This window comes from Parapedobacter deserti (genome assembly GCF_042646065.1).
Classification (GTDB): domain Bacteria; phylum Bacteroidota; class Bacteroidia; order Sphingobacteriales; family Sphingobacteriaceae; genus Parapedobacter; species Parapedobacter deserti.
The window spans coordinates 1-12971 of record NZ_JBHRTA010000031.1 but is presented as its reverse complement, the minus strand read 5'-3'; the positions used below and the strand labels follow the sequence as shown (position 1 = coordinate 12971).

The 12971-nt window shown below is 42.0% G+C and carries 11 protein-coding genes; 6 read left to right on the top strand and 5 right to left on the bottom strand.

Annotated features, from left to right (window positions below):
- The first annotated feature begins 1 nt into the window (after position 1).
- The gene (locus tag ACFOET_RS10840) at positions 2–3235 is read left to right on the top strand and encodes a helicase-related protein (protein ID WP_379022470.1); all 3234 of its coding nucleotides are present in this window, start codon (positions 2–4) and stop codon (positions 3233–3235) included.
- Positions 3235–3900: a DUF4391 domain-containing protein gene (locus ACFOET_RS10835; RefSeq protein WP_379022468.1), complete on the top strand. Its 666-nt coding sequence runs from the start codon at positions 3235–3237 to the stop codon at positions 3898–3900. Before ACFOET_RS10840 ends, ACFOET_RS10835 begins: the two co-directional genes overlap by 1 nt.
- 47 nt (positions 3901–3947) lie before the next feature.
- On the opposite strand, the gene ACFOET_RS10830 is transcribed toward ACFOET_RS10835, so the two are convergent.
- The 3 genes from ACFOET_RS10830 to ACFOET_RS10820 all read right to left on the bottom strand — a co-directional run bounded on the left by ACFOET_RS10830 (position 3948) and on the right by ACFOET_RS10820 (position 8854).
- Positions 3948–7397 carry a hypothetical protein gene (locus ACFOET_RS10830; protein ID WP_379022466.1) on the bottom strand — a complete coding sequence of 1150 codons (3450 nt, stop codon included), beginning with the start codon at positions 7395–7397 and terminating at the stop codon, positions 3948–3950.
- A gap of 51 nt (positions 7398–7448) precedes the next feature.
- Positions 7449–8345: a hypothetical protein gene (locus ACFOET_RS10825; RefSeq protein WP_379022464.1), complete on the bottom strand. Its 897-nt coding sequence runs from the start codon at positions 8343–8345 to the stop codon at positions 7449–7451.
- A 95-nt stretch (positions 8346–8440) separates the two neighbouring features.
- On the bottom strand, positions 8441–8854 hold the full coding sequence (locus ACFOET_RS10820) for a DUF3892 domain-containing protein (RefSeq protein WP_379022462.1): 414 nt from the start codon (positions 8852–8854) through the stop codon (positions 8441–8443).
- A gap of 363 nt (positions 8855–9217) precedes the next feature.
- Between ACFOET_RS10820 and ACFOET_RS10815 the strand changes: the two genes are divergently transcribed.
- Entirely contained in the window at positions 9218–9727 is a 510-nt protein-coding gene (locus ACFOET_RS10815) for a hypothetical protein (protein ID WP_379022460.1), read from the top strand.
- Positions 9728–10147: 420 nt separating this feature from the next.
- Here ACFOET_RS10815 and ACFOET_RS10810 read toward each other — a convergent pair whose 3' ends face one another.
- Positions 10148–10657: a Panacea domain-containing protein gene (locus ACFOET_RS10810; protein WP_379022458.1), complete on the bottom strand. Its 510-nt coding sequence runs from the start codon at positions 10655–10657 to the stop codon at positions 10148–10150.
- Between ACFOET_RS10810 and ACFOET_RS10805 the strand changes: the two genes are divergently transcribed.
- The 3 genes from ACFOET_RS10805 (at position 10647) to ACFOET_RS10795 (ending at position 12132) form a co-directional block, all read left to right on the top strand.
- Positions 10647–11234, top strand: coding sequence for a helix-turn-helix transcriptional regulator (locus ACFOET_RS10805; RefSeq protein WP_379022456.1), 588 nt, complete (start codon positions 10647–10649; stop codon positions 11232–11234). The genes ACFOET_RS10810 and ACFOET_RS10805 overlap by 11 nt on opposite strands.
- A 282-nt stretch (positions 11235–11516) precedes the next feature.
- Positions 11517–11735, top strand: coding sequence for a hypothetical protein (locus ACFOET_RS10800; protein WP_146088618.1), 219 nt, complete (start codon positions 11517–11519; stop codon positions 11733–11735).
- Positions 11722–12132, top strand: coding sequence for a putative toxin-antitoxin system toxin component, PIN family (locus ACFOET_RS10795; RefSeq protein ID WP_379022454.1), 411 nt, complete (start codon positions 11722–11724; stop codon positions 12130–12132). Before ACFOET_RS10800 ends, ACFOET_RS10795 begins: the two co-directional genes overlap by 14 nt.
- Positions 12133–12323: 191 nt before the next feature.
- Here ACFOET_RS10795 and ACFOET_RS10790 read toward each other — a convergent pair whose 3' ends face one another.
- Positions 12324–12905 (bottom strand): plasmid pRiA4b ORF-3 family protein, encoded by a 582-nt coding sequence (locus tag ACFOET_RS10790; protein WP_379022452.1) that lies wholly within the window; start codon positions 12903–12905, stop codon positions 12324–12326.
- Between the last annotated feature and the right edge of the window lie 66 nt (positions 12906–12971).

The following is a 12971-nucleotide window of genomic DNA, read 5'->3' as shown; positions in this document are numbered from 1 at the left end:
CATGAAACTCATCGATAACATCCATACGCGCTTGGGCGACGAGCTGAAAGGGAGCCTTAAAAAGGGAAGTCAGGTTAGCATTGCGGCTGCTTCCTTTTCGATTTATGCGTATGAGGCATTGAAACACGAATTGGAAAAAATCGATGAGCTGCGCTTTATCTTCACCTCCCCTACTTTTGTAGAGGAAAAGTTTAAAAAGGAGGTCCCTAAATTTTTTATTCCGCATTTATTCAAAGAGGCAGAGCTTTGCGGCGGTGAAGTTGAGCTCCGGCTCAAAAATCAGCTGAACCAGCGGGCCATTGCTAAGGAGTGCTCTGCCTGGGTGCAAAAAAAAGCAACCTTTAAATCTAACAAACATGCGCAACAGCCCCTGAGTGGAATGATTCATATCAGGAATTCCGATCGCAGTGACCACGTCTATACCGGTGTTGACAGTTTTACAACGCCGGGACTAGGCTTTGCCCCCAAGAAGGGTTTCCCCACGCTGATCCAAAACGTGGAATTTCCCAATAGCCAGGCATTCCTCGATTTATTCGACCAAATATGGGAGAACACGGACGACCTTGCTGACGTAACCGAACGTGTACAGAGCTACTTTGAGAATGCTTTCAAAGAGAACAGCCCGGAGTTTATCTACTTCATTACGTTATATAATATTTTCAATGACTTCCTGAAGGATATCTCATTGGACAAACTGCCTGATGAGCAAATCGGCTTTAAAGACACGCTGATATGGAGCAAATTATTCAACTTCCAAAAGGACGCGGTAATCGGTGCAATCAACAAATTGGAGAAGTACAACGGCTGCGTCTTAGCAGACAGTGTGGGCCTCGGTAAGACATTTTCTGCACTGGGTATTATCAAGTATTATGAACTTCGGAATAAGGATGTTTTGGTGCTCTGCCCCAAAAAACTGGAAGCCAATTGGAATAGCTACAGACACAACGATAAGACGAATATACTGGCAGGCGATCGGTTGCGATACGATGTGCTTTTCCATACCGACCTGACGCGGAAGAGTGGGACGAGCAATGGCCGACAACTTGAAAATGTGAATTGGGGCAACTATGGCTTGGTAGTCATCGACGAATCACACAACTTCCGCAACAACAACCCTAATGCAACCCGCGAAAACCGGTACCAGGCGTTAATGCGCAAAATAGTACGGGAAGGGATCGAGACGAAAGTGCTTATGCTTTCGGCCACCCCCGTAAATAATCGATTTAACGACCTAAAGAATCAATTGGCGCTGGCATACGAGGGAGACCCTGAATTTATCGACCACAAGCTGGATACAGACCGTGGCATAGAACAGATTTTCCGGCGTGCACAAGCGGCTTTCCGGGAATGGAGCCGACTGGAACCTCACCAACGGAATACAGAAGGGCTCTTGGAACGGTTGGATTTCGATTTCTTTGAGTTGCTCGATGCACTGACAATCGCGCGCAGCCGCAAGCATATAACCACCTACTACGACACATCGGCCATAGGTAAGTTTCCTACCCGATCAGTACCGATCTCCATTGAAAGCGATTTATGCAATAAGAGTGAGGTAAATTTTCATCGGATTGCCGAGCAGTTGACATTGCTAAACCTTTCGGTTTACACTCCACTTAATTACATCCTCCCTAGCAAAGAAAGGTATTATATGGAGCTGTACCAACAAATGGTACGCGCTGGTACATCACGGCTTTCCCAAAAAGACCGCGATAACAGCTTGCGCATACTGATGCGGATTAACTTATTGAAAAGGTTGGAAAGCTCGGTAGATTCCTTCCGGATTACGCTTAATGGAATTATAAGTTTTATTCAGGAAACCATCGAAGCGATAGACAACAAATCAATTGACGAATTCTCCGGCATTGAGGCCCGGATCAATGATGAGAATTTTGACTGGGAAGCGGAATGGGGCGATGAGGAAAATGTCATCGGCCGGAAAGTGAAGGTACACCTCGCCGACATGGACATTATCAGATGGCGTGAAGACCTAGCAATCGATCTGGATGTATTAGAGTCACTGTTTCAATCATTGGTTGATATCACACCCGATGCAGACTTAAAACTTCAGCAGCTGCTGGCCGAGATAACCAAGAAAATCGAGAAGCCTGCGAACGGGAACAACAAGAAGGTAATCGTCTTTACTGCTTTTGCCGACACGGCTGAATATCTTTTTAGAAATGTGAGCCACGTGGTGAAGGATCGTTATGGTTTGGATACCGCTTTGATAACCGGTGACCGAAAAACCAGTACAGCTTCAAAACTAAAAAATGACCTCAACACTCTCCTGACCTGCTTCTCTCCGCTATCAAAAAACAAACAACAGTTGTTGCCGGAGGTGAAAAATGAAATCGATATTTTAATCGCGACTGATTGCATCTCGGAAGGACAAAACCTACAGGATGCAGATTATCTGGTGAATTATGATATCCACTGGAATCCGGTACGGATCATTCAGCGATTTGGACGGATCGATCGAATCGGATCAATCAATGATACGATCCAGATGGTCAATTTCTGGCCTGCGGTGAGCTTAGATACGTACATAAATTTGAAAGACCGCGTGGAAAACCGGATGTTCATCGTAAATGCCTCTGCAACGGGCGATGATAATATTTTGAACATCGATGAACGAGACTTGGAATACCGGAAACTACAGTTGCAAAAGCTCAAGGAGGAGGTAATTGACCTGGAAGACCTTCGCGAAGGAGTTAGCATTACGGACTTGGGGCTGAATGATTTCAGGATTGATCTTTCTAATTATATCAAATCCTACGGGGAACTTAATGACATCCCAGAAGGCTTGCATGCGGTAGCTAAATGTGTAAACGGTCTTTCTGCCGGAGTGATTTTTGTACTGAAAAACATCAATCCGGATGTAAATATCAACAAGCTGAATCGGCTACATCCGTATTACCTAGTTTATATAAACGATACCGGCGAATTGGTATTGAACCACATCGAGTCAAAGAAGATCCTCGATGCGATGCGGTTACTATGCAAAGGACAAACTGAACCGCTGCAAGCACTCTGCAAAACATTAAGCGTAGAAACACAGGATTACCACGAAATGGGGTTCTATTCTAATTTACTCAGGAAGAGCATAGGTAGCATACTGGAAACTGAAGAAGAGAAAGATGTACTGAGTCTCTTCAAAGCTGGAGGCACCACAGCCTTAGCCGATCGATTTAGGGGTATAGAAGACTTTAAGTTGGTTACCTTTTTAATCATCCGATAATGGAACTTTTTAACCTTCCACCAACTACTATCGTTAACCGGGTGATTCCGAAAAACACTTTCGATAAATACACCAATACGAAACAAAAAAAGCTATTTGCTGATTGGATTGGTCGGATTACTTGGCTACACAAACTATCAGCAAGCACAACCAACGTCGAACCCAAAGACATAAACGAAATACAGGTGCTCCTCGTTGAATTAAAAGTAAAAAGGGATATCGCCCCACTGCTCGATATTATTGACAGGTTTATCCCCTATCCAATCATTTTTGCCATCGTATACAACGATGAGTTATATTTCTCCGCCTCTTCAAAACATCCGAACCCCTCCAACGACAACAACGCGGTCATTGACTGGACCTTCCAATCGGAATGGATAACAACGGACGAAAACCCGTTCCAAATACGGTTGCGGAAAAATCTCGATTGGGTATTTCATAACTTCTGTGCCCAGCTTACCGGCAATGAGCAAGCTGCATCGCTTTCTCATGAGGAACTTATTAAGCAACGCCAGACGGCTACCAAACTCGAAAAGGAAATAGCTAAGCTTAAATCACGGATTGCCAGCACTCCACAGTTTAATAAAAGGGTTGAATTGAATCTAAAGCTCAAGGAGTTGGGGGCGGAACTAAGAACCCATAGCAATGGTGAAGTAAATTCGTGATTTTGTTTAATCAACCAACAGTAAAACATGCCATTATTTTTAATCAGCTAGAACGGCAAATCAATTTTGTCATCGCTGGCGGTATCCCCACTATTTCTTTGATTGCTTTCGTACATCTTTTTCTCCTTTTTTAAATGAATATGTGGCCTTTTGAATTTGTATTTACCTGTGTCATATTGTACTTTACAATCAGAACACTCAAAAACATCGGGTCGCGTTTCGGTCATTTCAGATTCGCACCGATAACAAAAATACTCCGCTCTCTCAAGGTGTCCTAATTGTTCCTCTACACATCTAATTAAATTATGATGAATGTAACCACCGTTCAGTTTCAAGTTTTTTAAGCGTCTCTGTAGCATATTGTGAGAGCAACAACTTCCGCAATTATTGCAAATAAATAGGCCATTGGGACATTTCTTTGAAGTTCTACTATCAATAATACAATTACACTGTCCATTGAGGCAGTGGTTAAGGTACACCTCTTCATTGTTATCGCAATCCTCATTTCTGCATTGAAATCTTATCACAGTATGGGCCGCAAAATGACCAGTTCCAAAATCTGACGGAAATAAAATATGATTACAGTCACGACAATATAATTTATCAAGCAATCTGTTAAAGCGGTTAATTAGCGCAATAAATAAATAATAATGACCTTTAGGAACAAAATCTCCCATTTGGTTAATTTCATCCGTTTCGAAACCTAATATCTCGCAAAAATCAAGCAAGGTGTACTGTTCCCATTCTTCAGTTGGGTGAATTGTTTCGCATTTACTAAAGCAAGGCTGGCCAGCACACCACCAAAACTTTTTATTAAAACGCTTGTGCGGTCGATTTGCCAGCCTGCCCTCGCAAAATGAAATTCCGTTTGGTCGGTCTTTTCTTTCAAACACAACTAAATGCGTGTTGTTCGAGTAGTTACTGCCTTCAAAATCAAAAAAGAAATGATTCTTTCTTCCAAATGCTAGAACCTCCTTTTCATACTGTAACGGAACGCCCCAGTGACCTGCGTCGGCATTCCATTTCCTGCCAGGTAACTTTTTTATTTGTTCTATCAAATACTGATTATATTCAAATTTTATGGCAAAATAAGTTACATTGGCACCATTCCTGCTTAAAGCAGTGATTTTGCTTATTGTTCCGAGTGTGTCCCAATCAAACGTTCCCACTTCCCTCCCTAAACAGCTTTCAAAATAATTCTCAAGCTTAAATCGTCTTGTTTTGTCAAGATTTAAATCGTTTAGAATCACCGCAAATAATTCATTTTCGACAATAAAACGCTTATATTTCTCGTAAGACTGCAACGCTTTAATAACTACATCTGTTGAAATATCGACCGGTATATCAGGATTGAAATTTAAGCCTGCTTTATACAAATCGCCATCAAACCGTGCAAGCTCATTCAGCTTTTCAACGGTTAGTTCAAAACGCCCAGAGGCTTTAAGAAAAAACAACTTACGTATGATTCTAACCTGTTCATCCGGGGCGAAATAAATGAATTTCGATTTAAGCAGCTCAAAATTGAGAGCGTCTTCCTTATCTAAAAACCATAGAATTACAGTGTAGAATTCGCTCCGATGTTGTCGTATTTTTTCGAGGTGTGTTTCATTTAATTGCAGTAGATATTTTATGTGGTTCAGCTGTTTACAGAATATAAACCGATCTGTTACAGGGTCTCCTCTTTGAAGATAGGATAACAGGAAGCCACTAATATGTTCGGCTGAAATGATATTGCTGCTAATCCACGTTTCAATTTGGCCATAATTTTCGAACCTATCATTCAGAATGCTTCCGATATGGTTGTCTGGGAAGATCTTCGCTTTTCCAACTGACCAGAATTTGAAATATTCGGGTTGTGCAATGGTTTCAAATACTTTTTTATCAAAAAGCATAAAGGCTGCCGGATCCAAAAACTCGTCCGCAAGATCATAAAGCCAATCAATATCGGGAATATTCTTGTCCGTCACTTTTCCTTCCAGTATCCTCTGAATAAATCCCTCGTCATCAACCGAAATATTACTGAGTATCCTCTTACAATCATCCTTTCCAAGCTGGGCTATATTTTTAATAATTTCGTTTCGAGGGACATCTTTTACGAATCCGTTTAAAAACAGCGCATATTTCAGCGCATCGCTACTTTCATTTCTCACATAGTTATTAAACAAACTAATGATTTCACTGCACTTTTTGTCAGTCCAAAACTCCTCGTCAAAAAGGACTTCCGAAAGTTTGAAATGATATTCGAGCGAGTTTTCTTTCCTCACTAACCCTTCGATTAAAACGAACGCTTTTTCGTGGTTATACTTGCTTGAAAACGCTTTTAAAAGCTCGAGTTGTTCGTTAGGTGGCGATTTGGCTAGAATAGCAATACGTTTTTCATTTTTTGTGTTGCCATCGAGAAAAGCCGCTGAAACATATTCAAATGGTATTTCATCAATAATCCCTTTAATCCAAAGCTCTGGTTTAAAATCATCAACACATCGGGAGGAAACTATATCATAAAACTCCCTCTTTATTTGGCCAATATGCTCATTATTTAACTGACTAGGAATAAACTGCAAAAGACGACTGTATTTCACAAAGCTAGTATCGTCTGTTATCAAATCAAGATCACTTGCGAGTGAGGCCAATTCAGCGACGGTTTTTCGCGCGAGTAGGCTATTAAGCGTCAACCTCATTTGCGTTTGTTTATTTTCGCTGCAAAACCCAAGAAATTGATACAAGTTCTTAATTTCAGAAGATGAGAGATGTTCAACACGGCTGAACTTAGTATCGACATGTTGAGAACAAAATTCTGGACCGAAACTAAAGTTTGCGATTCTATTTAACTCAGGCACACCGATTTCATCGATTTTCGATTTTAATATACCTTCTGGTATTTCATAATCGTCTTTATCGCTGTAAGAAATAAACCGGAATTTCTTCTTCTTCCATACGGCGAAAAGGATTTCCTCGTTTAGATTTTCACGAAAATGAACGAAGACCTTATTGAGCATATTGGATGAACTATTTGGAAACACTTTAGTTATTGCGCTTTCTATGTGTTCACCGTATGAAATAAAATGGTCGGGATTTAAGCCATTATCAAAATACTCGGTTACAATACTTACTATTTCCGATTCAGCTTTTCCTTTAAGAAATTGTTCGATTGATAATGCTATTAAACTGAAATTTTGTGTTTCTCTTCTGTAATAGGGATTGCCTCTCCTACCGTATCTGATTGCTTCGACCTCTATACCAACATTGTCGGGCTTACCTAAATAACTGAAAATCGATATCCAATCCTCGGGCTTTTCTACCAAATGGCATTTTTTTGCCACATTTCTTTCTCCCTTCGCATCCATAGCTTCTTGAAAGGCGATAGATGTCTTCTTAAATATTTTTCTTGGGTTTGTCGAAAAGCTATTTATGTGAAGAAAATACTCCTTCCCGCCAGGTGTTCCAACAACGCCATACTTCTTTTCGGAATCAAACCATTTTACAAGCCCAATTAACATTTATCACGATAATAGTGTGGTAGGACAATAGTCGACTATATTCTTTTATAATTACTTTTGTGTTTCCTTGATTTGTCCACAACAGCGGCATTCAACCATCAAATCCTCAACCTTACTCTGAAAATAATGCCTACAATCCAAACAATACCCCGACGCTAACGGAATATTGGCGACCTTGGGATGCCATTCGCTGCCATCCCAACAATAAATCAAATCGCCAGAGCTGATTGCGGCACTTTCTTCGCCGCACCTGCCACATGGATACTCGGTTTCCATAATGTTGTAAAAATCATAGCCTTTTTCGATATAGATAACTTCTTCGCTTTGACACGTGTCGCAGCAATACACGTGTTTTTCAAAATCATCAAACGAGACATTCGGGTCGGACAGCCGAATATTCACACGATCTTTTGCCATCTGAGGGTCAGTGTTAACGGTAAGTTCCTCCACAATGGTGTTTGTATATGATATATCGGCAAGATCGTCAAACAGATTATCGGGCCAATGTATTTGGCCATCTTGCTTAACGATGTCCGCAGTGAGCCAAGCTAAAAAACGGGTATCATCTAATCTTCGGAGAAAAGCAACGGTCGGACCATATTGATCGTCAAAAAAATAGTGATGGATATAATCATGATATACAGAAGCGCCTTTAGCGTAAAAATCCGCACACAATTGCGCGGCCGTTCCATCACGGCGGTGATAATAAAAAATTTTATCCTGCCAATGGGCTGCTTCATCAATCGATGATAAATTTTTGGCTATGTAAGTATGAAGCCATCGACCAAAATCAAATGCCAAGATTATGTCCTCGCGAAACCATGGGAGGTAACGGGAGCTGACTGACTCATTTTTGCGCAAATGAATGGGAAAATCGTAGATAACAGGTTTAGCATGCATAAAGATTCGTATTGATTTGGCAATATAATAATTTTCTATTATTCCCAAAATCTTTGGATTTTGGTATCACGAAGCACAGCTTTTCGAAATAATGATACGTCCGAAACCAGCTTAAACAAGTTAAATTACAGCTGCTTCTATGGTTATGAAGGCAAAAGACATTCGGGTAAGCTCAGTAGGTTATTGGGTTGCTCCCCATCGTTTTCGGTTTTGATGTACTTGTTGCCGTGGGCGCTCGTGGCCACAATGACATTGACGGCTGCCCCACCCTGGGCTACATAAAACTCCCGCTGGCCCTCTTCGATACCCGCAATTGCTTCCTGCTGCGTGAGGTACCACCAGGTGCCGGTGCCATTCATACCGCCGATACGCTCGATCCGCTCATGAGCGTTGGTACGGTTGGTTTTGTTGATGCATTTGATTTCGTGTCTGCTTGCCATGCTATTGTTGATGTGATAGAATCTGACTCCAAAGCTACCCGTGGTAAGTATGGACTCCTTACGGGAAACCGTAAGGGCGATAATTGGAAAATCGGAAATTCCGGTTTTTGTAGACATTAATTGGTCTTTTGCTATCAACTGACAAAGTATTACAAATCGACTACTTGCGATAATTTTACCTTTTGCGGTACGATAAGACCTAAAAACTAGGTCCTATCGTCCTTCATTTGGTAAACGGGCATATCTTTTTGAGAGCGGTGAGCAGGAGAAAAGATGGATCTTTTGTATCTTTGACTAAGAAGCCGGATTTACTGAACCAAATGTATAACGAAGCCGCCTTTGCCATTGATGAACAAAATTGCACAACGCTTCTTTGCTTATTCGAAAATTATCCGAACGGCGACCCTAATGCGTTGGGCATGCAATCCGATTGGAGTTCGGAGCCGCTTTGGAGATGGGGTAAAATAATTTTGGATCAATATGAAGAAGCACAAGCCGGAAATAGACATTGAAAAACACGAATTAACGGATAGTGATAAAGCGCTATTGCGTGATAACATTCGTCCTCGAACCGTAAAGAATGCACTTCTGTTTTGCCTGATCTACCTTTTGTTGACTCCTATAATGCCATACTTCCCGGCTAAGGTCACTCATAGTAAGTTAATCGATTCGTACTCCTACGGACAGGCACTCGTTATTTCGGCCCTTCTGGCGGTAGTAGTGGTTCTAGCTGCGTACTATCTGAATGTCGTACTATTGGATAGGGACATTAGGGATGGGGTTAAATATGTCTATCGGACCAAGATTTCTGGAAAGCTGATTAAAGGAAACAAGGAATTCAGAATAGACCTGTCCGAAAGACCTAAAAATGTAAAAGAGAAGATATTTATAAACCAATCGGAATACTATAATTGGCTTGTGGGTGACATGGTTGAGGTTGAATACTTACGACGCTCCCGTAGAATCCTGTCTTATAAGAAGGTGGGATAAATGTAATGTGATGTAATCCTCCACAATTCCCCCGTCTGCATTAATTATCGTGGGTGGCTCATGACCGACCGGGGACAACCCAGTCTGTTTCTGCAACGAACGACAAAACAGCTAGATCGCTTGGTTGGATTCCTTCTGGTTTTCGGCTTCTTTAACGGTGCGCTCTTGGGAGCATGAATTGATAGATACGCCCATCATAGCGATAAATAAAAATGCTTTCATGATAAATAAGATGCTATAATTCTAATTGCTTATTGATAAAGATATTTTGAACACCTTGGTCTATTTCTTTAAACACAATGAAGTACTTGGGTTTACTGGCCGCTCCATTTTTAAAATAAAACGGATTGAAATAGATAAGGGTACCGGGCTGAAACATGGTGTAGGATGTAGGGTTGGTTAATGGGCAAATGCAATGGTTTACTGTAGCGATTTGGACATATCGAGATATTCAATATGATCCGCATAACGTTGTTTTCCTTCGTCATCCAACAGGGTGCTGAAATCGATTTGGTGGTCGGTGGTCATAATCTTTTCGGCCAGAAGGCCTTCTAATACCCCATTTTTTTGAGCAGTCATCGTCCATGGTGAATGCGGACGGTGCGTGAGACCGACTAATTCTTTGGCCGTGCATTTCCCGAACCGATCAATCACGTAGTCCATGAGGGCTATCTCACTGTCGGAAAATTCACCATCGTCAAACGGTCTCTGGGCGGACACGTATGCCCGCCCCTCGTCATCCAGTGCGGTTTGTATGTAGTCTTTTAACAGGTGTTGCTTGCTGGAACTAAGATCAACAAAGAGGTCCTTTGCGACCGGACCAAGCTGCCAAACTTCGAAATCTAAATTGAGGACAGGCCGTGCAAAGGTTTTTATGATACCGACGTTGACGCAAACGTTCCTCCTTGAAAAAAAGACTTTGCCGATCATCGGATTTGACACCAACCAATATCTACAAGGCAGAGAGCATATCGGTAGTTTGTTTCACCACATCCTTTATAAACGGGTGCTGGCATTTACGTATCACCCGTTTAGCAGCGAAGTACCTGTACAGATGATCATCCACCCGTATTACCTGCGGCAATATAACAATCGTTGGTTTTTGTTTGGGTGGAACGACGAGCTACAGCGAATTTCTACGCTGGCACTTGACCGCATTATAAGCATGGAGGAAAGCAAAGAAACGGAGTTCATTGAAAATACGTGTTTCGACCCGGTTGACTATTTTGAAGATATCGTCGGCGTGAGCCGCATCGAGGGACAGACACTGCAACGTATTGTATTGTTTTTTACGGCGAAGTCCGCTCCGTACATATTATCCAAACCGCTACACGGGTCGCAACGGATCGTTTCAAAATCGGAAGAGGGCGTGACGGTTTCGATCGACGTGATCCCTAATTTTGAATTGGAGACTGTGATTCTCTCGCACGGCGAACGCGTGAAGGTATTGGAGCCGCAGGATTTCCGGCTGAAAATTGAGGAGAGGCTAAGGGGGGCGTTGGGGTGATTTGAACCAACAGGTTATCTTCAAAACTGCGACGATGCGTCGCAGTTTTTGATTGAGGGGTTTGTCTCGAAGGAACCTAATGAAAAATGGAGCAATTCTATGAGGCATATGCTACTTTTTCAATTGTGCCTTTGACAACGGCACAATTAAATGAGGTTTCCGACAGCATCTTCTATAGCATTAATTTTTCAACGAGCGTCTATGGAATTTAGCGGAGAGTTTAGGTTTATGAAAACATTTTGTAAATTTGTATAAATGCATTTGACAGAAAGGAACATAATCATGGATCGCATCGTATTGGAAGTTGATAGTGCATTGGCCCGGGCTTGGAGAAACAGTGCTCCTGCGCTGAAGGCAGAATATGAGCGTAAAATAGCTGATATACTCCGTGAGTTGAAGGAAGCTGAATTTGATAAGCTATTGGATAAAGCTGGGAAAACAGCAAAAAAAAAGGGATTAACCGAAGCCAAACTAAACCAATTACTGAGTGAAGAGGATTAAGCTATTCGTATTTGACACCAACACGCTAATCAGTTCATTTTTATTGCCGAATTCCGTCGCTAGGCAGGCGCTAAATCTCGCCCGAAGAATGGGGCGTATAGTCTTGTCTAAAGCAACGGCCGATGAGTTTAAAGGTGTATTTGTTCGCCCTAAATTCGATCGGTATCTCCCACTCGCTGTCCGCCTAGAGATTATTGAGAACTTCGATTCATTGGCAGTATATATTAACCCACGCCATACAGTAACGGATTGCCGAGATCCGAAGGATAATAAATTTCTAGAAATTGCATTGAGCGCCAAAGCGAGTGCCATCATTACCGGAGATCAAGATTTACTCGTGCTCCATCCGTATAAAGATATTCCTATTATCAATGCCGCTACGTTTTTAGAACAATGATGTGGTATGCAGTCCTGCCAGTAAATCGAGTCAACCACACCATGGAAATCTTCTCGACTCATGTGCTGGTTAAGAATAGAAATAAAACAAGGGCGCGGCTAAACATGGCGCGAAGATAGAATTAATCGTGTTCAATGAATATCTGGCTCCCGACCGACAGGACAAACCCTAAGATTGTGGAACTGGTATGCTTAAAACATCCAGTCTTCCGGTGCGATCAACGCCATGCGCTTATTGACCTCGCGTTGGTTGTAGTATGCCGGGTCCCAATCCTCGTTTGTTCGTAGGCCAAGCCATTGGCGGTAACTCCGCTTTTCCGCTGTTGTGCCATGGGCAAACGTATCGACCATTTCACGGTAACCGCGGATGTTACCGACATCTTCCGGAGGACATTCGTTTTTACCGCCGATGCAATACGCCGTATAAATTTCTTTATCAGTAATTTCCTCCAATACGATTTGATGCTGCCAATAGTCACCGAAATCATATACGTACGTAAACTTATCGTTCACTTTGCGGAAAATGGCACTGATTTTTACTCGACGGGCATCTTTTACCGGCATCTCGTCATTGGGAATCCCGATACCATCTGGGTCGTTTAACGCACGTTTGCCGAATTCAAACAGGTGACTATTCTCCCAACCGAATGCGGCTTGGATAGCCATATGAAGCTGATAAAAATTAAAACCGGTGGGAATGACAATCCGGCGCCAAACGCTCGGTTTGGTTTCCAAAAGCGTGATCTTTAGTTGAAGTGTTTTGAAGCGGGGCATAATCCTTTTTAATTTCTGCAAAGGTATTTACTTAATCCCAGGATGCATGACCTTCTTTATCTATGT

Excerpts from the sequence above, each read along its gene's own strand:
- ACFOET_RS10840 (WP_379022470.1), top strand. The coding sequence starts at position 2 with ATGAAACTCATCGATAACATCCATACGCGCTTGGGCGACGAGCTGAAA.
- ACFOET_RS10835 (WP_379022468.1), top strand. The coding sequence starts at position 3,235 with ATGGAACTTTTTAACCTTCCACCAACTACTATCGTTAACCGGGTGATT.
- ACFOET_RS10830 (WP_379022466.1), bottom strand. The coding sequence starts at position 7,397 with ATGTTAATTGGGCTTGTAAAATGGTTTGATTCCGAAAAGAAGTATGGC.
- ACFOET_RS10820 (WP_379022462.1), bottom strand. The coding sequence starts at position 8,854 with ATGTCTACAAAAACCGGAATTTCCGATTTTCCAATTATCGCCCTTACG.
- ACFOET_RS10815 (WP_379022460.1), top strand. The coding sequence starts at position 9,218 with ATGAAGAAGCACAAGCCGGAAATAGACATTGAAAAACACGAATTAACG.
- ACFOET_RS10810 (WP_379022458.1), bottom strand. The coding sequence starts at position 10,657 with ATGATCGGCAAAGTCTTTTTTTCAAGGAGGAACGTTTGCGTCAACGTC.
- ACFOET_RS10800 (WP_146088618.1), top strand. The coding sequence starts at position 11,517 with ATGGATCGCATCGTATTGGAAGTTGATAGTGCATTGGCCCGGGCTTGG.
- ACFOET_RS10790 (WP_379022452.1), bottom strand. The coding sequence starts at position 12,905 with ATGCCCCGCTTCAAAACACTTCAACTAAAGATCACGCTTTTGGAAACC.